General features: G+C 72.2%; 17 protein-coding genes and 2 tRNA genes. 17 read left to right on the forward strand and 2 right to left on the reverse strand.

Features of this window, described 5'->3' with window-relative positions; all coding sequences use genetic code 11:
- The first annotated feature begins 131 nt into the window (after positions 1 to 131).
- From proB to ACWD6P_RS00700, 5 genes are all read left to right on the forward strand, one after another.
- Positions 132 to 1,286 (forward strand): glutamate 5-kinase, encoded by a 1,155-nt coding sequence (gene proB / locus ACWD6P_RS00680; protein ID WP_451441782.1) that lies wholly within the window; start codon positions 132 to 134, stop codon positions 1,284 to 1,286.
- Between the two features lie 250 nt (positions 1,287 to 1,536).
- Positions 1,537 to 2,034, forward strand: a complete 498-nt coding sequence (locus ACWD6P_RS00685; RefSeq protein ID WP_451441783.1) for a hypothetical protein — start codon at positions 1,537 to 1,539, stop codon at positions 2,032 to 2,034.
- A 118-nt stretch (positions 2,035 to 2,152) separates the two neighbouring features.
- Entirely contained in the window at positions 2,153 to 3,421 is a 1,269-nt protein-coding gene (locus ACWD6P_RS00690) for a glutamate-5-semialdehyde dehydrogenase (RefSeq protein ID WP_451441784.1), read from the forward strand.
- A 74-nt stretch (positions 3,422 to 3,495) separates the two neighbouring features.
- Positions 3,496 to 4,164: an SCO2584 family spore wall biosynthesis protein gene (locus tag ACWD6P_RS00695; RefSeq protein WP_451441785.1), complete on the forward strand. Its 669-nt coding sequence runs from the start codon at positions 3,496 to 3,498 to the stop codon at positions 4,162 to 4,164.
- A gap of 104 nt (positions 4,165 to 4,268) precedes the next feature.
- Positions 4,269 to 5,393, forward strand: a complete 1,125-nt coding sequence (locus tag ACWD6P_RS00700; protein WP_451441786.1) for an SCO2583 family membrane protein — start codon at positions 4,269 to 4,271, stop codon at positions 5,391 to 5,393.
- Positions 5,394 to 5,468: 75 nt separating this feature from the next.
- On the opposite strand, the gene ACWD6P_RS00705 is transcribed toward ACWD6P_RS00700, so the two are convergent.
- On the reverse strand, positions 5,469 to 6,572 hold the full coding sequence (locus tag ACWD6P_RS00705; RefSeq protein ID WP_451441787.1) for a M48 family metallopeptidase: 1,104 nt from the start codon (positions 6,570 to 6,572) through the stop codon (positions 5,469 to 5,471).
- Positions 6,573 to 6,724: 152 nt separating this feature from the next.
- Here ACWD6P_RS00705 and ACWD6P_RS00710 point away from each other — a divergent pair, with 152 nt between their 5' ends.
- The 9 genes from ACWD6P_RS00710 (at position 6,725) to ACWD6P_RS00750 (ending at position 11,802) form a co-directional block, all read left to right on the forward strand.
- The gene (locus tag ACWD6P_RS00710) at positions 6,725 to 6,874 is read left to right on the forward strand and encodes a hypothetical protein (RefSeq protein ID WP_451441788.1); all 150 of its coding nucleotides are present in this window, start codon (positions 6,725 to 6,727) and stop codon (positions 6,872 to 6,874) included.
- A 139-nt stretch (positions 6,875 to 7,013) separates the two neighbouring features.
- Positions 7,014 to 7,175: a hypothetical protein gene (locus ACWD6P_RS00715; RefSeq protein ID WP_451441789.1), complete on the forward strand. Its 162-nt coding sequence runs from the start codon at positions 7,014 to 7,016 to the stop codon at positions 7,173 to 7,175.
- Between the two features lie 54 nt (positions 7,176 to 7,229).
- Positions 7,230 to 7,841 (forward strand): nicotinate-nucleotide adenylyltransferase, encoded by a 612-nt coding sequence (gene nadD / locus ACWD6P_RS00720; protein WP_051798734.1) that lies wholly within the window; start codon positions 7,230 to 7,232, stop codon positions 7,839 to 7,841.
- Between the two features lie 24 nt (positions 7,842 to 7,865).
- A complete protein-coding gene (locus ACWD6P_RS00725; RefSeq protein ID WP_451441790.1) occupies positions 7,866 to 9,647 on the forward strand; it encodes an LCP family protein in 1,782 nt (593 codons plus the stop codon).
- A gap of 252 nt (positions 9,648 to 9,899) precedes the next feature.
- On the forward strand, positions 9,900 to 10,334 hold the full coding sequence (gene rsfS / locus ACWD6P_RS00730) for a ribosome silencing factor (protein ID WP_451441791.1): 435 nt from the start codon (positions 9,900 to 9,902) through the stop codon (positions 10,332 to 10,334).
- Positions 10,331 to 10,984: a histidine phosphatase family protein gene (locus ACWD6P_RS00735; RefSeq protein ID WP_451441970.1), complete on the forward strand. Its 654-nt coding sequence runs from the start codon at positions 10,331 to 10,333 to the stop codon at positions 10,982 to 10,984. Before rsfS ends, ACWD6P_RS00735 begins: the two co-directional genes overlap by 4 nt.
- Positions 10,985 to 11,096: 112 nt before the next feature.
- Positions 11,097 to 11,169: transfer RNA gene (locus ACWD6P_RS00740), tRNA-Ala, on the forward strand.
- A 147-nt stretch (positions 11,170 to 11,316) separates the two neighbouring features.
- Positions 11,317 to 11,565: a hypothetical protein gene (locus ACWD6P_RS00745; protein WP_451441792.1), complete on the forward strand. Its 249-nt coding sequence runs from the start codon at positions 11,317 to 11,319 to the stop codon at positions 11,563 to 11,565.
- Positions 11,566 to 11,568: 3 nt separating this feature from the next.
- Positions 11,569 to 11,802, forward strand: coding sequence for a hypothetical protein (locus ACWD6P_RS00750; RefSeq protein WP_030413843.1), 234 nt, complete (start codon positions 11,569 to 11,571; stop codon positions 11,800 to 11,802).
- A 115-nt stretch (positions 11,803 to 11,917) separates the two neighbouring features.
- On the opposite strand, the gene ACWD6P_RS00755 is transcribed toward ACWD6P_RS00750, so the two are convergent.
- Positions 11,918 to 13,288, reverse strand: a complete 1,371-nt coding sequence (locus ACWD6P_RS00755; RefSeq protein WP_451441793.1) for a glycosyltransferase 87 family protein — start codon at positions 13,286 to 13,288, stop codon at positions 11,918 to 11,920.
- A gap of 155 nt (positions 13,289 to 13,443) precedes the next feature.
- On the opposite strand from ACWD6P_RS00755, the gene ACWD6P_RS00760 reads away from it, so the two are divergent.
- The 3 genes from ACWD6P_RS00760 (at position 13,444) to ACWD6P_RS00770 (ending at position 19,070) form a co-directional block, all read left to right on the forward strand.
- Positions 13,444 to 13,516: transfer RNA gene (locus ACWD6P_RS00760), tRNA-Ala, on the forward strand.
- 379 nt (positions 13,517 to 13,895) lie between these two features.
- A complete protein-coding gene (locus ACWD6P_RS00765) occupies positions 13,896 to 15,860 on the forward strand; it encodes a S53 family peptidase (RefSeq protein ID WP_451441794.1) in 1,965 nt (654 codons plus the stop codon).
- A gap of 315 nt (positions 15,861 to 16,175) precedes the next feature.
- Positions 16,176 to 19,070 (forward strand): leucine--tRNA ligase, encoded by a 2,895-nt coding sequence (locus ACWD6P_RS00770; protein WP_451441795.1) that lies wholly within the window; start codon positions 16,176 to 16,178, stop codon positions 19,068 to 19,070.
- Positions 19,071 to 19,223: the final 153 nt, after the last annotated feature.

Here is a 19,223-nt window from a genome sequence, read left to right on the forward strand (position 1 = left end):
GATATCCGCACGCGCCCGCGGGCCGCACTGCCGTAGATTGCGCCCGTAGGGACGCGGCGGGACGAGCAGGGATGCCCGTACGGCGGTGGGATCGGCAAAGCACAGGGGTACGCAGGGTGGCAGGCGCGAGGATGGACGAAGGGGCGGCCCGGAAGGCCTCGGCCGGCAGGGACGGGCGGCGCGAGAGCGTCGCGGACGCCCGCCGGATCGTGGTGAAGATCGGCTCGTCGTCGCTGACCACGGCCGCCGGCGGACTGGACGCGGACCGGGTGGACGCACTGGTCGACGTGCTGGCCAAGCACCAGGACAAGGAGATCGTGCTGGTCTCCTCCGGTGCCATCGCGGCCGGGCTGGCCCCGCTGGGCCTGGACAGGCGGCCCCGCGACCTGGCCCGCCAGCAGGCCGCCGCCAGCGTCGGCCAGGGACTGCTGGTCGCCCGCTACACGGCGTCCTTCGCCCGTTACGGCCGCCGCGTCGGCCAGGTCCTGCTGACCACCGACGACACCAGCCGCCGGGCCCACTACCGCAACGCCTACCGGACCCTGGACCAGCTGCTGGCCATGGGCGCCGTACCGATCGTCAACGAGAACGACACGGTCGCCACCGACGAGATCCGCTTCGGCGACAACGACCGGCTGGCGGCGCTGGTCGCCCACCTCGTCCGCGCCGATCTGCTGATCCTCCTCTCGGACGTGGACGGCCTCTACGACGGCGACCCGTCCCTGCCCGGCACGTCGCGGATAGCCGAGGTGCGCGGGCCCAAGGACCTGGAGGGCGTCTCCATCGGCAGCGCGGGCAAGGCCGGCGTCGGCACCGGCGGCATGGTCACCAAGGTCGAGGCGGCCCGGATCGCGGCCGCGGCCGGTATCCCCGTCGTCCTGACCTCCGCCGTGCACGCCGCGGACGCGCTGGCCGGCGGCCCGACCGGCACCCACTTCCTGCGCACCGGCCGGCGCTCCGCCGGCCGGCTGCTGTGGCTGGCGCACGCCTCCACCCCGCAGGGTGCGCTCGTCCTGGACGACGGGGCGGTGCGGGCGGTCGTCGAGCGGCGCTCCTCGCTGCTGCCGGCCGGTATCGCGTCGGTCGAGGGCGAGTTCTCGGCCGGCGACCCGGTCGAGCTGCGGGACGGCGACGGCCGGGCGGTCGCCCGCGGGCTCGTCAATTTCGATGCCCGGGAAATCCCTCGATTGATGGGACGTTCGACCCGCGATCTCGCCCGTGAGCTGGGCCCCGCCTACGAGCGGGAGGTCGTGCACCGCGACGATCTGGTGCTGCTGCACCACTGAGGCCGCCCCGCCCGTCCGGCGGCCGGTACGGAGCGCACAGACCGCGCCGATGCGGAGCGAGGACCAGCCTTTCCACGGAGACCTTCGCAAAAACGGCCCCGCGACGGCCCGCGGGCTGGTCAACTTTGTTGCGGGGGCGCCGTAGGAGTACGGCGCCCGCAGAGTGCAAGCGCACACGCCGTAGTACGACCGCACCAATTCGGCTCCGTACCCCCGAGGGCGGAGCGATGCGCACCACAGGAGGCCGCCGGTGAGACGAGGGCGCCCGGGGGCACTGCCCCGAGGGACGGCGGAGCGGACGCTGACCAGCGTCGGTACCGGCGAGGCCGGCGGCCTGCCGGACGACGACGAGCGCGCGGAGCAAGGCCGTACGGCGCGGCCCGCACCGGAGGGCGAGCGCCGGGAGGCGTCCCGGCTGTGGCACATCACCCTCAGCGTCTCGGGCGCCGAGGCCCCGCTGAAGGAGGTCCGCCGGGCACTGGAACAGCTCGCCCACGACCACCCCTTCCTGCTGACCAGCCGCTACGCCAACGACCACGCCGAGATCCGCTACTGGGAGGAGGCGCGGGATCTGCACGACGCCGCGGCGGTCGCGCTGCGCCTGTGGGGCGAGCACCGCTCGACGGCCAAGCTGCCGCCGTGGGAGATCGTCGGCCTGGAGGTCATCGACCGCGAGACCTACCACCAGCGCATCGCCGAGGGGTACGGCCTGCCGCCGGCCTCACCGGTCGGCGTGCACCCCTTCTGACGTCCCGGCCGGCGGGCGGGGCCTTCTGGTGTCCCGGTCGGCGGGCGGGGCGTTCCGCGCTGTGAGACGGCCCGCCGGCGAGTGCCGCCGCACCCGGCCCGCCCGCTAGGCTGCGGCCATGACCAGCAGCGCATCGCAGTCCTCACCCGTCCTCGACACCGCCCGCCGCGCGCGGGAGGCGGCCGCCGTCCTGGCGCCGCTGCCGCGGACGGCCCGTGACGGCGCGCTGCTCGCCATCGCCGACGCCCTGGTGGAGCGGACCGACGCGATCGTCGCCGCCAACGCCGAGGACATCGCCAAGGCGCGTCAGGCCGGCACCGCCGAGTCGATCGTGGACCGGCTCACCCTCACTCCGGAGCGGATCGCGGCGATCGCCGCGGACGTCCGCCAGGTCGTCGCGCTGCCCGACCCGGTCGGCGAGGTGGTGCGCGGCTCGACCCTGCCCAACGGTCTCGACCTGCGCCAGGTCCGGGTGCCGCTCGGCGTGATCGGGATCATCTACGAGGCCCGGCCCAATGTGACGGTGGACGCCGCCGCGCTGTGCCTGAAGTCCGGCAACGCCGTGCTGCTGCGCGGCTCGTCCTCCGCGTACGCCTCCAACAGCGCCCTGGTGGACGTGCTGCGCGACGCCGTGCAGAGCGCCGGGCTGCCCGCCGACGCGGTGCAGCTGGTGCCCGGAGAGAGCCGTGACTCGGTGCGTGAGCTGATGCGCGCCCGCGGCCTGGTCGATGTGCTGATCCCGCGCGGCGGCGCCTCGCTGATCCGTACGGTCGTCGAGGAGTCCACCGTTCCGGTGATCGAGACCGGCACCGGCAACTGCCACGTCTACGTCGACGAGGCCGCCGACCTCGACATGGCGATCGACATCCTGATCAACTCCAAGGCCCAGCGGCCCAGCGTCTGCAACGCCGCCGAGACGGTGCTGGTGCACGCCGGGATCGCCGAGAAGTTCCTGCCGCGCGCCCTGGAGGCGCTCACCGCGGCCGGCGTGATCGTGCACGGCGACGCCGCCTGGCAGCAGGCGGGCCCCGGCCTGGTCGCCCCCGCCACGGACGAGGACTGGGCGACGGAGTACCTCTCCTACGACATCGCGGCCGCCGTGGTGCCCGACCTGGACGCGGCGGTGGCGCACATCCGGCGCTGGACCTCCGGGCACACCGAGGCCATCGTCACCGGTTCGCAGGCCGCCGCCCGCCGGTTCACCCAGTTGGTGGACTCCACCACCGTCGCGGTCAATGCCTCCACCCGGTTCACCGACGGCGGCCAGTTCGGCTTCGGCGCGGAGATCGGCATCTCGACCCAGAAGCTGCACGCGCGCGGGCCCATGGGGCTGCCGGAGCTCACGTCCACGAAATACATCGTCACGGGTGACGGCCACACCCGTTGAGGCACCGCGGGATTCCCGTTCTCTCTCCCGCCATCTCCCTGCCCAAATTGACGGCCCGGGGCTAATCTGGACGGGTGCCGGACGACGTGGGGGGCAAGCCGTTCCCGGACGGCGAAGAGCCCGACGAGCACCACCACGGGAGCCACGGAAAAGCGGACGAGGAATTCGCTTCCGTGGTCTTCGACGAGGAATTCGTCCGGTCCGCACGGATCCATGAGCCCTCCGCGGTCGAGCGCATGCTGGCCGCCGCCGAGGCGCGCGCCGAGGCCGAGGCGGCCCGTGCGGGGCACGCCTTCGGCCCTGACGGCGACGATCCGGACGAGGCCGCGGCGCGCGGCCGCCGGGGCCGCCGCGGCCCGGGAGCCGACGACTACGACCCGTACGGCGACGAGGACTACGAGGACACCGGCGATTACGGCGAGTACCGGCCCTACGACCCGTACGGCCCCTACGGCGGCTCGCTGCGGCCCTACCGCGGCGCCACCCGCTGGCACCGGCCGGTCGCCTGGGTGCTGGCCGTCGTGATGGGCATCGGGCTGGTCGCGCTGGCCTTCAGCGCCGTCTACCGGGGCGCCTCCGGACGCAACCAGAGCCCGGCGCCGGCGCCCACGACGAGAAGCGGGGTGGACGCCCCGACCACGGGGGGCGCGGACAGCGTCCGTACGGCCCGGCCCGGCCTGCCGGCGCTGCCGTCCGCCGGGCCGGTGCGGCCCTCGTTCTCCGCGGTGCCCCGGCCGCAGTGACGGCCTGGTCTTCCCCCGATACGGGTGCCCGAAACGGAACCGTGTACTGAAGTTGCCCGGCGCCCCGGCGTTTACCTTCGCCCCGGCAGACCTACCCTTGTTGTATGACCGGGCCTGGTGACCCTCCCGAAGGGACGCCCAACGGCGCCCCGGGAGGCGGTGAGGACGAATACCGATCCGTTGTCTTCGACGAATCGTTCGTGCGGGCTGCGCGACTGCAGGAGTTCTCGGCGGACGAGCGGCTGGGTGAGCATCATTCACCGGCCGTGAAGACCCGGCATGCCTGGATGCGGCTGGGCGGCTCGCGGCAGGCCGTTCTCCTGGTGCTGCTGATCATTCTGGCCTTCGGCACGGCCGTCTACATGGGCATACGGCACCCCTACAAGACCCCGGAGCAGGTCCGGGCGCAGCCGCTGCGGTCCAGCGTCGTGCCGCTCGCGCCGGCCGGGGAGGTACCGGGCGCGACGCCCGGGGACCTCTTCGCGCACAGCCCCGCGGCCGACTACCGGATCGGTGCCGCGGGCGTGAACCTGCCCCCCGTCGTCCGCACCGAGCACTTCTCCGAAGGCCAGATCGTCGCGGCGCTGACCATCGCCAAGGACTACATCGTCCACTCCTCGATGGACCCGGCCACCCTCACCGGCGGCTCCGTCCGCCCGGTGCGGCTGCTGCTCGACACCGGTCAACTCGACCAGTTCGACCGGAGCCTGACGCACCCCGACGACAACGGCCGCTATGCCGCGACCGGTTGGCTGGTCCGCTTCGACCCCAAGGAGACCCGGCTCGCCGACCGGGACGTGCGGGTCAACGGCACGCTGGCCGTCTCGGAGTTGAGCCCGGACGCGCTCGACATCACCGCCGACTACACCTTCGTCTACGCCGTACGGCCCGCCCCCGGCGCGCCGCAGAAGCCGGCGGGAGCGCAGGTCGGCAAGGCCACCCCGGGCGCCGCCTCGCTCGTCACCGTACGGCGGGAGATGCGCTTCCGGGTCGGACGCGACGACCTCGGCGACCACCGCCTGGAGGTGCTGCAGAGCAGCCTGCAGGCCGGGCCGCTGACCTGCTCCTCGCAGCCGGCCGACGTGCTGCGCCCGCTGTTCGCGGGACAGCACGCCGGCGATGACCGGCCGGCCGGCACCGACCCCTACGCCAGGGACCGGGCCAACCCCGCGCTCTGTGGTGAGCTGTCGCCCTCCGCCGAGCCCAAGCCGAGCCGTCCCATCCGGTAGCCGGCCCCTTGGCCGGCCGGTCCGTGGGACGAACCGAGGGCCGGGCCGGGCGCGGGGGCCGTCGGCCGGGTGCCGTCAGGAGCGGTCCGAGCCGTCCGCGCCGCCGGAGCCGTTGGCACCGCCCTCGCCGCCCGAGGTGCCGGGCCGCGAGCCGCCGCGGAAGACCGTGTCCCGCAGCTTGCCGCCCAAGTCGCCCGCACCGCCCGCGATGTCGCGGACCAGGCCCATCAGCGGGTCCTTGCTGTTGCGCACCGAGTCGGCGTAGTGCGCCGCCGAGTCGCGGAACGAGTCGGACACCGAGGTGTCCTTGTCCTCGTCCCGGCGCGGGTAGTGGCCGTCCATGATCCGCTGGTAGTCGCGGCTGGCCGCCCACTTCTTGAGCTCGGCCGCCCGCACGGTCGTGAACGGGTGGCTGCGCGGCAGCAGGTTGAGGATCTTCAGCACGGAGTCGCGCAGATCGCCGCCGGACTCGTACTCGTCGGCCTGCTTGAGGAAGGCGTCGACGTTCATCTCGTGCAGGTGATTGCCGCCGGCCAGCTTCATCAGGCCGCGCATCGAGGCCTGCAGATCCTGCCCGACCAGCAGCCCGGCGCGGTCCGCGGACAGCTCCGACTTGCGGAACCACTCGCGCAGCGCCGTCACGATCGCCATGATCGCGACATTGCCCAGCGGGATCCAGGCGACCTTCATGGCCAGGTTCGTCAGGAACAGCAGGATCGTGCGGTAGACGGCGTGCCCGGACAGCGCATGGCCGACCTCGTGGCCGATGACCGCCCGCATCTCCTCCTCGTCGAGCAGCTCGACCAGGCCGGTCGTCACCACGATGATCGGCTCGTCGAGACCGATGCACATGGCGTTGGGCTGCGGGTCCTGATTGACGTACATCGGCGGGACCTTCTCCAGGTCCAGGATGTAGCAGGCGTCGCGCAGCATGTCGTTGAGGTGCGCGAACTGCTGGTCGCCGACCCGCACCGAGTCCGACAGGAACAGCAGCCGCAGGCTGCGCTCCGGCAGCAGGCCGCTGAGCGTCTTGAAGACGGTGTCGAACCCGCTCAGCTTGCGCAGCGCGACCAGCGCCGAGCGGTCCGCCGGGTGCTCGTACGACCGCGAGGAGATTCCGGGGAATCGCCGCCGGTCCCGGCTCGGTACGTTCGCGCTGCCGCCTGGGCTCTCCGTCATTGGGGCCTCCCCCTGTTCGACTGCGTGTGCTTCAGCCTAGAGGACGCCACTGACAGGCGATTGGATGCTCGGGCGTACGCTGGCGATCGCACCACTGACCGAACAGGCCCGTACCCGACCGCACGGGCCGGTACCCAAGGGAGCGCACCGTCATGCCGTATCCGAGCGTGCTGCTCGCCGCCGCCCAGGAGTCCGCCCGCGACGTCGGCCCCGGCTGGATCCTGCGCACCGTGATCATCGTCGGGGTCATCGGGGTCGTCCTGCTCGGCTGGTTCCTGCTGCGCGGCTACGGCCAGGACTGACCCCCGCCGGGCCGCTCCGGGTGCGCCCGGACACCTTCGGGCGCGTCCGGGCGGAGTCGCCGTGAGCCCGCAGTGAGCCGCCGCTTACGATGTGGTGGAAGTCTCTGCCCGACACCAGCCCGGATTGGTCCTGCCGACGATGAGCCTGCACACCACCGCACAGTCCCTGGTCGCCCTCGCCGAAGGCGAGCACGCCGGTGGCGGTCACGCCAGCCTCAGCCCCTACCTGACCGGCGGCGGGGCCCTGGTCATCCTGCTTCTCCTGCTCTGGATCACCACCCGCTTCAACCGGGACCGCTGAGCCACCCGGCACCCGGCCCCCGGCAGCGCGCGCCGACCAGTAGGGTCTGCACGCATGGGAGAGCACACAGGGCCCGTGAAGCGGCGACTCGGAGTGATGGGCGGCACGTTCGACCCGATCCATCACGGACACCTGGTCGCCGCGAGCGAGGTGGCCAGCCAGTTCCACCTCGACGAGGTCATCTTCGTGCCCACGGGACAGCCGTGGCAGAAGAGCCACAAGAAGGTGTCCCCGGCCGAGGACCGGTATCTGATGACGGTCATCGCGACCGCCTCGAACCCGCAGTTCTCCGTCAGCCGCATCGACATCGACCGCGGCGGCAAGACGTACACGATAGACACGCTGCGTGATCTGCGCGCCGAGCACCGTGACGCGGATCTGTTCTTCATCACCGGCGCCGACGCGCTCAGCCAGATCCTCACCTGGCACGATGCCGCGGAGCTGGTCTCACTCGCCCACTTCATCGGGGTGACCAGGCCCGGCCACGTCCTCGCGGACCCCGGGCTGCCCGAGGGAGCGGTGTCCTTGGTCGAGGTGCCCGCGCTGGCGATCTCCTCGACCGACTGCCGGGCGCGCGTCGCCCAGGGGGATCCGGTCTGGTACCTGGTGCCGGACGGTGTGGTGCGCTACATCGACAAAAAACAGCTGTACCGCAACGACCGCTGACGGGGCTGACGGAAAGGGGCACCGGTGAGCGACCGACAGGATCCGTACGGGCCGCAGGACCCGTACGCCCACGACCCGTATGCCCAGGAGCAGCAGGGGCAGCCGGGCTACACCTACGACGCCTACGGGCAGCCGGTCTACCGCGACGCCGCACAGCCGTCGTACGAGCCGCACTACGACCCGTACGGGCAGCAGGCCGCCGCTCCGTCCGCCTATGAGGGCTACGACCCGTACGGCGCGCAACAGGGGCACCAGGGCCAGCAGTCGTACCAGGAGCAGACGAACCCCGCGGCCCGGTCCGAGTACGGCTACGACCCCTACGGCCCCCGGCAGGTGCAGGCCCAGCCCGGCCATCCCCAGCCGTACGACCCCTACGGGCAGCCCCAGCAGCAACAGCAGCAGGAGTGGATCCCGCAGCAGGCCCAGCAGTCGCCGTACGAGCAGGTCTCCTACGACGAGCCGCCGCGGCCGCCGGCGCAGCGCCGCGCCCCGTCGGAGGAGCTGACGGACCCGGTGGCGAGCGCCTCCGGGGGAGGTTCCCCGGCGGATCCGGACTACCGCACCGAGCAGTTCTCGTTCATCGAGGAGCCGGACGAGGACTCCGAAGACGTCATCGACTGGCTGAAGTTCACCGAGAGCCGCACCGAGCGGCGCGAGGAGGCCAAGCGGCGCGGCCGCAGCCGGATCGTGGCGCTGTCCGTCGTGCTGGTCCTGCTGGTCGCCGGCGGCGTCGGCTATCTGTGGTGGGCGGGCAAGCTGCCGGGCCTGGCCGGCCCGGATGCCGGCAAGGCGGCCGAGGCCGGTGGACAGAAGCGCGACGTCCTCGTCGTGCACCTGCGGGACACCAAGAGCGGGAACAGCTCCACGGCCCTGCTGGTGGACAACGAGACCACCCACAAGGGCACCACCGTCCTGCTGCCCAACAGCCTCGTCGTCCCCAAGGACGACGGCACGGCCACGACGCTGGGCAAGTCCGTCAAGGACGACGGCGCCGAGCCGACCCGGGACTCCCTGGGCAGCCTCCTGGGCGCCGACCTGAAGGCCACCTGGCGGCTGGACACCCCCTACCTGGAGAACCTCGTCGAGACGGTCGGCGGGATCACCCTCGACACCGACGCCACCGTGCCCGGCGCCAAGAAGGGCGCCTCCCCGGTGGTCAAGCAGGGCAGCGCCCAGGACCTCAACGGCCAGGCGGCCGTCGCCTACGCCACCTACCAGGCGCCGGGCGAGCCCCAGACCCGGCAGCTGCAGCGGTTCGGGCAGGTCATGCAGGCGACCCTGAAGAAGGTCTCCAGCGACGCGGACGGCGCCACCGCCACCGTGAAGGCGCTGCTGCAGGTGCTCGACCCGCCGCTCACCGAGCCCCAGCTGGGCAGCTCGCTGGCCCAGCGGGCGGAGCTGGCCAAGACCGGCGCGTACCGCACGACCCTGCTGCCCGTACAGGCCGACGGCACGGTCAGCCCGACCACCGCGGCGAGCGTGGTCAAGGACGTGCTCGGCGGCACGGTCAAGAAGACCGCCCCCGACGCGACCGCCCGGGTGGCGGTCCGCAACGCCACCGGCACCAAGGCCGCCACCGGCAAGGCGCAGGTCGCGCTGCTCAACGGCGGCTACAGCTTCGTCGACGACGGCACCGACAGCGTGGCCAGGCCCGCCTCCCAGGTCACCTACGGCGACGCCGCCCAGAAGGCGAAGGCCACGGAGGTCGCCAAGACGCTGGGCCTGCCGGCGAGCGCGGTGCGGCAGGGCAAGGGCGCGTCGAACGCCGACATCACGGTGCTGCTCGGTCAGGACTACAAGGGCTGAAAAGCCCTGCGCACCCGGCCCCGGCATCGGGGCCGGGTGCCCCACGCCGCGGCCCTGACCAGCACGGACGCCGCGTCTGGCGCGGGCATTCGAAAACCCTGGCGGGGCTGTCGGTGGTCCGTGAGACCCTTGAGGGGTACCTGACCGCCGATCCGGTTGCCCATGGGGACTGCGGCCCGCGCCGCGGCCCAGCCGAGCGCCCCGCTCTCCCCGCCCGGCCGGAGACGCCGCCCTCGACCCGGAAAGCCGCTTGTGACCGCCACGGACCGCTCCATCGAGCTCATCAACGCCGCCGCCCAGGCTGCCGCCGACAAGCTCGCGCACGACATCATCGCCTACGACGTCAGTGACGTCCTCGCGATCACCGACGCCTTCCTGCTGGCCTCGGCACCCAGCGACCGCCAGGTCAAGTCGATCGTCGACGAGATCGAGGAGCGCCTGAGCAAGGACCTCGGCGCCAAGCCGGTCCGCCGCGAGGGCGACCGCGAGGCCCGCTGGGTGCTGCTCGACTACGTCGACATCGTCGTGCACATCCAGCACAGCGAGGAGCGCGTGTTCTACGCGCTCGAGCGGCTGTGGAAGGACTGCCCCGAGATCGACCTGCCCGAGGACGCCAAGGCCACTCGCGGCAAGGCCGCGGCGCACGCCGAGGCGACGACGGGCCCGCAGGACGGGGAGCGGCTCTGAACGGCGCGAGGAGGCCGCCGGGACGCCGCATCGTCCTGTGGCGCCACGGCCAGACGGCCTGGAACCTGGAGCGCCGCTTCCAGGGTTCGACGGACATCGAGCTGACCGAGACGGGCCGTGCCCAGGCGCGGCGTGCGGCCCGGCTGCTCGCCGCGCTCGCTCCGGACGCCATCATCGCCTCCGACCTCCAGCGGGCGGCGGCCACGGCGAACGAGCTGGCCGCCCTGACCCGCCTCGAAGTGACGCACGACGCCGCCCTGCGGGAGACCTATGCGGGCTCCTGGCAGGGGCTGACGCACGACGAGATCCTTGTGCAGTACGGCGAGCAGTACACCGCCTGGAAGCGCGGTGAGCCGGTGCGGCGCGGTGGCGGCGAACTGGAGACCGAGGTCGCCGACCGGGCCGCCCCCGTCGTGCTCAACCACGCCGCCAAGCTGCCCGAGGACGGCACCCTGGTCGTCGTCAGCCACGGCGGCACGATCCGCACCACCATCGGGCGGCTGCTCGGCCTGGACGCCCACCACTGGGAGGGCCTGGGCGGCCTGTCGAACTGCTGCTGGTCCGTGCTGGGCGAGGGCGCGCGCGGCTGGCGCCTGTTGGAGCACAACGCCGGCACCCTGCCGGAGCCGGTCCTCGGCGACGACGACTGAGCCCCGCCGGCGGCCCCGGCCGACCGGATTTCACATCTGGGCAGGTCGCAGGCTAAAGTTCTCCTTGTTCGCGGCGCCGCCGGGGGAAACCCGGAGGGGCGGAACAAGACCCGGGGCTATAGCTCAGTTGGTAGAGCGCCTGCATGGCATGCAGGAGGTCAGGAGTTCAATTCTCCTTAGCTCCACAACCCGGATGATCCCGTCTCCATCAGGAGGCGGGATCTCTGCGTTATACCGGCCCTGCCGGCTTTAGCGTGGTGTGAAGGCGGGCCTGACCCGGTCGGCCGTCCGTGGCAGAATCGGACGGCGCCGGCAGGGGAGGAGAGATCGCGATGCCCACGAGCATCCTCGAGGAGGTCAATGACCTGCTCGAAGTGGCCGAGGCGCAGGGCTATGACTGGCTGCCGGAATATGCGCTCCGCTTCACCTGCCCCGTTGACGGTCCGGCGTCCGTATGTGGCGGACGCACCGGTTCCGCCCTGCAGTGCCCTTCGTGCGGCTCGCCCCACGTGGCACAGGTGCTGGGCGACAACGGCGGCGTTTCCTTCGTCTGTACGGCCTGCGGCCACAGTTGGAGCTGATGGATGGGCGCCCACAGCAGGAAGTGTGACTGGTGCGGCAGCGGTACGCCGATCGTCCGCGACATGGAACCCGTCAACACCGATTACCAGTACTGGTGCGAGGAGTGCGCCCGCGCCCTGGTCATAAAGGGCGACCCCATCGAGACCTACCGGGAGCTCGACGGGGAGCCGATCTACGGCCGGCTGCTGGACGAGCACTGCACCCTGAAGCGGTTCTACTCGTTCGCGACGGCGTGAGCGCGGCGCCGGACACGAGGCCGGCCGGAGCGGGGCCGGACCGCCCCGCCGGGCCGAACTGACCGCCGCTCAACTCCCCGCAGGGCACGGCGGTTCCGGCCCGCAGGCGAGCGGCTCAGGTGCCCGCCGCTGGCCTCCCGGCCGGGCCGGCCCCGCCGCGTTCGCCGCGCCCGCCGAGCCGCCGCAACCGGGCACCGGTCAGCGCCAGTACGGCCAGCCCGGCGATCGGGTAGACACCGGAGAGCAGCATCTGGACGCCGTTCTGGTGCAGTTCCTCATGGTGGTCCCAGCGGTGCGGTACCCACCACAGGGCGAACGAGCAGAACATCAGGCCCAGCGTGGCCGTCACCGTCCACCAGCGGCGGGCGGCGGCGCCCGTACGGTCCAGCGCCTCGGAGCCGAGCAGGATCAGCGTCGGTACGCACCACACCCAGTGGTGCGACCAGGAGATCGGGCTGACCAGGAGGGCGGTCGCCGCACAGCCGGCGGCGGCCCACGCCCTCCCCGGGCCGTCCGCGGCGGGCGCCGCGGCCGCGCGCAGCAGCGACCCGGCGGCCAGCGCCAGGCCGAGGAGCACGGTCAGGCCCGCGGCCACCATCCAGACGGCACCGGGGTCGTGGGTGTGCAGCAGCCGGGCGACGACGCCGCGCAGCGACTGGTTGGCTGTGATCTCCACCTCACCGACCCGGTCGGCGGCGAAGACGATCTCGGTCCAGAAGCGGTACGAGTCACGCGGCAGCACCAGTGCGGACAGGAGCGCGGTGGCGAGGAACGTGGCGGTGGCGACCGCGGCCTGCCGCAGCCAGGGGTTCCAGGCGGCACGGGCGCCCGCGCCGGAGCGGATCTGCCGGACGGCCCACGCGGCGCCGGCCAGCGCCAGGAACACCGCGAACAGCGCCGGCGTGAGTTTGATGCCGGCCGCGATGCCGATGCCGACGCCGGCGAGGCGGCTGGTGTCCCTGCGGGTCAGGTCCCACAGGACCAGCACGGCGAGCAGGAGGTTTATCTGGCCGTAGCGCAGCGTCGTCCACACCGGCTCGCACCACACCAGCAGCGCGGAGACCGCCAGGGCCGCGGCGGGGCGCGGGAGGCGCCGGGGCCGGCCGGCCAGGCGCAGCGAGAGGTGGACGACGCCGACGAGCAGCAGGAGGTTGCCGGCGGTGGCCAGGGTGCGCATCGCCGGGACGCCGAGGAGGGTGAGCGGGGTGAACAGCAGCGCCGCGAAGGGCGGGTAGGTGTTCGGCAGGTGCGCCGAGGTCGCCACCATGTCGTAGAGGGACTCGCCGGCGCGGACGGTCTCGCCCTCGGCGCGGTAGACCATCAGGTCCAGCATCGTCACGTGGGCGAGGCGCTGCGCGATCCAGAAGGCGGTGAAGGAGACCAGGCAGACGAGGGCCGCGGCGAGGGTCGGGTTCCGTCGGACGAAGTTCCGGCCGGGGGCCGGGCCGCCGGGGTCGGTGGGCTGTTGCAGCTCCAGCGCGGTCACGGCGTACGGCTCCCCCAGGACGAATCGGGCACGGATTTCGACAGTACCGCGCGGCCCGCCGAAGGGCCCCGGCCGGAACGATTTGGCAGAAGGCGGGGAGGTCCGTGTAATGTAGGCGATGCCGCAGCGGGGAACCGGAGCGGAAAACACAATACGGGGCTATAGCTCAGTTGGTAGAGCGCCTGCATGGCATGCAGGAGGTCAGGAGTTCAATTCTCCTTAGCTCCACAGATACAGAGCAGGCCGTCCATTGCGGACGGCCTGCTCTGTTGTGCGTGCCGGGACCGGTCCGCGCGGCCGGCCCGCGGAGAGTTCGGGGAGTTCCCGCCGGGTTGCGCTGATTCCCGGTCAGCGGCCCGTTCGCCGTGACGAGTTGAATCGTTCGCCGTGACGAGTTGAATGCCGCCCCGCCCCCCTCCCTGACCGGTCCATGTCGTTCCTTGGGCGCTTCTTGGAGAGCGCATTCCCCTGACATGAACGGTTCACCGAAAGAGTGGCGCATCGCGTGGCGTGTTTCACCTCCCGCGCATTCACCGCTCGTGAGGTGCCGCACCGCCGCACGGGCGGTCGCCCCGCGGCGCACCGCACCGCCACGACAGGGGGTTGTATGAGACCGACCCGCACCAGATCGTCGCGCGTCCGCGACCGGCTCACCTGGGCGGCGACGCTGCCGCTGATCGCCGGCGCGCTCACGCTCGGTGCGCCCGCCGTCCACGCCGCGGACCACGACGGCGGCCGGCACGCCCTGACGGGCACCAGGCCCCTGTGGGCCACCAGACAGGCCGACCAGGGCGCCACCTCCGCCTCCACGCCCGTCAGTGCCCGCGTCTACCTGGCCGGACGTGACGCCAAGGACCTCGCGGCCCGCGCCAGGGCCGTGTCCGACCCGCACTCCGCCGCGTACGGGAAGTACCTCAGCCCCGCCCAGGTGCGCGCCCGCTACGGCGCGATGCGTGACCAGATAGCCGAGGTGACCGGCTGGCTGAAAGAGTCCGGTCTCACGGTCACCGCAACCACCCGCCGCTATCTCACGGTCAAGGGCGACGCGGCCGCCGCCGAGCGCGCCTTCGCCACCGACCTGCACAACTACCGCAAAGGCGGACGCACTTACCACGCGCCGTCCACCACGGCCTCCGCGCCCGCCTCGCTGGCCGGCGCGGTGCTGACCGTCACCGGCCTGGACAGCGCGCCCCGGCTCGCCAGGCACCACTCCGGAGAACTGCCGCCGCCGGAGGGCGTCTTCCGCAACTCCGGCCCGTTCTCGTCGTACTACGGCTCCAGGATTGCCAGGAATCTGCCGTCCGCCTACGGGAGCAAGGCGCCGTACGCGATCAAGGGCTACACCGGCGAGCAGCTGCGTGCCGCCTACGGGGCGAAGAAGTGGACCGGCAAGGGCGTCACCATCGCGATCACCGACGCATACGCCTCGCCGACCATCGCCCGCGACGCCGGCACGTACGCCGCCCGCAACGGCGACCCCCGCTACCGCAGCGGCCAGCTCTCCCAGGTGCTGCCCGGGAATTACACGCACATCGAGGAGTGCGGCGCGGCCGGCTGGTACGGCGAGGAGACCCTCGACGTCGAGGCCGTGCACTCGGTCGCCCCCGACTCCGACATCGTCTACGTCGGCGGCGCCTCCTGCATGGGCGACGACCTGCTCGACTCGCTCGGCAAGATCGTCGACGGGCACCTCGCGGACATCGTCTCCAACTCCTGGGGCGACATCGAGGCGAACGAGACACCGGACGTGGCCGCCGCCTACGACCAGATCTTCCAGCAGGGCGCCATAGAGGGCATCGGCTTCTACTTCTCCTCCGGTGACAACGGTGACGAGGTCGCCAACACCGGCACCAAACAGGTCGACACCCCCGCGAACTCCGCATGGGTGACCGCGGTCGGCGGCACCTCTCTGGCCGTCGGCAAGCACGACACCTACCAGTGGGAGACCGGCTGGGGCACGCAGAAGGCGGTCCTCTCCCCGGACGGCGGCAGTTGGGCGGGCTTCCCCGGCACCTTCAACGGGGGCGCCGGCGGCGGCGTCAGCAAGACCGTCCCGCAGCCCTTCTACCAGCGCGGAGTCGTCCCGGCCGGACTCTCGGACGCCGCCCTCAAGGGCGCCATGCGCACCGTCCCGGACATCGCGGCGGTCGCCGACCCCCACACCGGTTTCCTGGTCGGCCAGACCCAGACCCAGACCCTGCCTGACGGCTCGCTCGGCTACGACGAGTACCGCATCGGCGGCACCTCTCTGGCCGCGCCGGTGATCGCGGGCATCCAGGCGCTGGCACAGCAGGCCCGGCACGGGGTGGCCATCGGCTTCGCCAACCCCGCGATCTACCAGCGCTACGGCACCGCCGCCTATCACGACGTCACCGACCACCCGCTGGGCGCCGGCCGGGACCTGGCCGTCGTCCGGGTGGACTACGTCAACGGCACCGACGGCAGCAAGGGCACCACGACCTCGCTGCGCAGCCTGGGCAAGGACAGTTCCCTGCGCGCGGGCGTCGGCTACGACGAGGTGACCGGCGTGGGCACCCCGGGCGCCGGCTATGTGAGCTCCTACCGCCCCTGACCGGCACCAGGGCACGGCACCGCCTCCCCGCGCCGTCCGTGCCCTGGTGCAGCGGCGGCAGGAGTGCGGGGCGGCGGGCGGCCCGCGCCGGGGCGCGATCCCGGCGCGGGCCTCGTACGCCCTGCGGTACCCTGACGCCATGCGTGCCGTACGCCTTCTGCTTAGCGGGCCGCGCTGATCAGTGCCGACGGATGACAGACCCCGTCGGAGTCGGCGCGGCGTCCCCTCCTGTGCGAGGGGTCTTTTTGTTTCCGGTGATACCGGGGACGAGGCGCGTTTCCGCAGGCAGAGACGATCGATGGAGCTTTGAGGACGATGAGCGAGACGACCACCGCTGCCGAGGTGGCAGCGCCGCACCGCTATACGGCCGCGCTGGCCGCCGACATCGAGGCACGCTGGCAGGACTTCTGGGAGGCGGAGGGGACCTACGAGGCCCCCAACCCGAAGGGTGACCTGGCCGGGGACCCCGCCCTGGTGGACCGCCCCAAGAAGTTCATCATGGACATGTTCCCCTACCCGTCGGGTGCCGGTCTGCACGTCGGCCACCCCCTGGGGTTCATCGCCACCGACGTCTACGCCCGCTACCAGCGCATGACGGGCCACAACGTCCTGCACACCCTGGGCTTCGACGCCTTCGGCCTGCCCGCCGAGCAGTACGCGGTCCAGACCGGCACCCACCCGCGGGTCTCCACCGAGGCCAACATCGTGAACATGCGGCGCCAGCTGCGCCGCCTGGGCCTGGGCCACGACCAGCGCCGCTCGATCGAGACGATCGACCCGGCGTACTACAAGTGGACCCAGTGGATCTTCCTGCAGATCTTCAACTCCTGGTACGACCCGGAGGCCGACGCGGCCCGCCCGATCGACACCCTGGTCGCCCAGTTCGAGGCCGGCACCCGCCCGACCCCCGACGGCCGCCCCTGGGCCGGTCTGAGCCCCATCGAGCGCGCCAACATCCTGGGTGAGTACCGCCTGGCGTACGCCTCGGACGCGCCGGTCAACTGGTGCCCCGGTCTGGGCACGGTGCTGGCCAACGAGGAGGTCACCGCCGAGGGCCGCTCCGAGCGCGGCAACTACCCCGTCTTCAAGGCGAAGCTGCGCCAGTGGAACATGCGCATCACCGCCTACGCAGACCGGCTGCTGAGGGACCTGGACGCGCTGGACTGGCCGGAGGCCATCAAGCTGCAGCAGCGCAACTGGATCGGCCGCTCCGAGGGCGCCCGGGTCGACTTCCCGGTGGGCGACGACAAGATCACCGTCTTCACCACCCGTCAGGACACCCTGTTCGGCGCGACGTACATGGTGCTGGCCCCCGAGCACCCGCTGATCGCCGGCTCCGACAACGGCGACGGCACCGGCTCCATCGTCCCGGACGCCTGGCCCGCGGGCACCCACGAGGTGTGGACCGGCGGCCACGCCACCCCGGCCGAGGCGGTCGCCGCGTACCGCAAGCAGGCCGCGGCCAAGTCGGACGTCGAGCGGCAGGCCGAGGCCAAGGACAAGACCGGTGTCTTCACCGGCGTCTACGCCACCAACCCGGTCAGCGGCGAGCAGGTCCCGGTCTTCATCGCCGACTACGTCCTGATGGGCTACGGCACCGGTGCGATCATGGCCGTTCCCGCGCACGACGGCCGGGACTTCGCCTTCGCCCGCGCCTTCGAGCTGCCGATGCGCTGTGTCGTCGAGCCGTCCGACGACCGCGGTACGGACCCCGCCACCTGGGACGACGCCTTCGCCTCGTACGACGCCAAGATCATCAACTCGGCCGGCGCCGAGATCTCGCTGGACGGCCTGGGCGTCACGGAGGCCAAGGCGAAGATCACCGAATGGCTGGCCGCCCGGGGCATCGGCGAGGGCACGGTCAACTTCCGGCTGCGCGACTGGCTGTTCAGCCGGCAGCGCTACTGGGGCGAGCCGTTCCCGATCGTCTACGACGAGGACGGTGTGGCGCACGCGCTGCCCGAGTCGATGCTGCCGCTGGAGCTGCCCGAGGTCGAGGACTACTCGCCGCGCACCTTCGACCCCGACGACGCCGACACCCAGCCGGAGACCCCGCTGTCCCGCAACGAGGACTGGGTCAACGTCGAGCTGGACCTGGGCGACGGCGTCAAGCGCTACCGCCGCGAGACCAACACCATGCCCAACTGGGCGGGTTCGTGCTGGTACGAGATGCGCTACCTGGACCCGGGCAACCACGGCAAGCTGGTCGACCCGGACATCGAGCAGTACTGGATGGGGCCGCGCGAGGGCCAGCCGCACGGCGGCGTCGACCTGTACGTGGGCGGCGCCGAGCACGCCGTACTGCACCTGCTGTACGCCCGCTTCTGGTCCAAGGTGCTGCACGACCTGGGACACGTCTCGTCCGCCGAGCCGTTCCACAAGCTGTACAACCAGGGCATGATCCAGGCGTACGTCTACCGGGACGCCCGCGGCATCGCCGTCCCGGCGGCGGAGGTCGAGGAGCACGACGGCGGGGTGTACTACTACGAGGGCGGCAAGGTCTCCCGGCTGCTGGGCAAGATGGGCAAGTCCCTGAAGAACGCCGTCACCCCGGACGAGATCTGCGCCGAGTACGGCGCGGACACCCTGCGGCTGTACGAGATGGCGATGGGTCCGCTGGACGTGTCGCGCCCGTGGGACACCCGGGCCGTGGTCGGCCAGTACCGCCTGCTGCAGCGTCTGTGGCGCAACGTCGTGGACGAGGCCACCGGCGAGGTCACCGTCGTCGACACGGAGCCCGACGAGGCCACGCTGCGCGCCCTGCACAAGGCCATCGACGGCGTCACCCAGGACATGGCGAACCTGCGCTTCAACACCGCCATCGCCAAGCTGACCGAGCTGAACAACCACCTGACCAAGGCGGGCGGCGCGGTTCCGCGCACGGTCGCGGAGCAGCTGGTCCTGCTGGCCGCCCCGCTGGCGCCGCACATCGCCGAGGAGCTGTGGCGCAGGCTGGGCCACAGCGAAACCGTGGTGCACGCGGACTTCCCGGTCGCCGACCCGGCGTACGTCGTGGACGAGACCGTGACCTGCGTCGTTCAGATCAAGGGCAAGGTCAAGGCCCGTCTGGAGGTCGCCCCGTCGATCTCCGAGGCGGACCTGGAGGCGGCCGCGCTGGCCGAGCCCGCGGTGGTCGCGGCGCTGAACGGCGCGGGCATCCGGAAGGTGATCGTCCGGGCGCCCAAGCTGGTGAACATCGTCCCGGCGTAGCGTCGCCGGACCTCCGGCGGCCGCGTCCCGGCGCGGGCCGCCGGCTGCCGCGGGCGTCCGGAGCTGTCCGGGCGCCGGGCGGCGGCCGCGCGGACCGGCCGGGGCTTCTGGAAGGTCGGCCGGGATGCTCAGGGCCTCAGGGCGGCGGTATCG

The organism is Streptomyces sp. NPDC002446 (genome assembly GCF_053595675.1).

Bases quoted from the DNA above. Each gene is read 5' to 3' on its own strand.
- ACWD6P_RS00705 (WP_451441787.1), bottom strand. From the start codon at position 6,572: ATGACGGAGAGCCCAGGCGGCAGCGCGAACGTACCGAGCCGGGACCGG.
- ACWD6P_RS00770 (WP_451441795.1), top strand. From the start codon at position 16,176: ATGAGCGAGACGACCACCGCTGCCGAGGTGGCAGCGCCGCACCGCTAT.
- ACWD6P_RS00690 (WP_451441784.1), top strand. From the start codon at position 2,153: ATGACCAGCAGCGCATCGCAGTCCTCACCCGTCCTCGACACCGCCCGC.
- proB (WP_451441782.1), top strand. From the start codon at position 132: ATGGACGAAGGGGCGGCCCGGAAGGCCTCGGCCGGCAGGGACGGGCGG.
- ACWD6P_RS00765 (WP_451441794.1), top strand. From the start codon at position 13,896: ATGAGACCGACCCGCACCAGATCGTCGCGCGTCCGCGACCGGCTCACC.
- ACWD6P_RS00745 (WP_451441792.1), top strand. From the start codon at position 11,317: ATGCCCACGAGCATCCTCGAGGAGGTCAATGACCTGCTCGAAGTGGCC.
- ACWD6P_RS00710 (WP_451441788.1), top strand. From the start codon at position 6,725: ATGCCGTATCCGAGCGTGCTGCTCGCCGCCGCCCAGGAGTCCGCCCGC.
- ACWD6P_RS00700 (WP_451441786.1), top strand. From the start codon at position 4,269: ATGACCGGGCCTGGTGACCCTCCCGAAGGGACGCCCAACGGCGCCCCG.
- ACWD6P_RS00750 (WP_030413843.1), top strand. From the start codon at position 11,569: ATGGGCGCCCACAGCAGGAAGTGTGACTGGTGCGGCAGCGGTACGCCG.
- ACWD6P_RS00715 (WP_451441789.1), top strand. From the start codon at position 7,014: ATGAGCCTGCACACCACCGCACAGTCCCTGGTCGCCCTCGCCGAAGGC.
- nadD (WP_051798734.1), top strand. From the start codon at position 7,230: ATGGGAGAGCACACAGGGCCCGTGAAGCGGCGACTCGGAGTGATGGGC.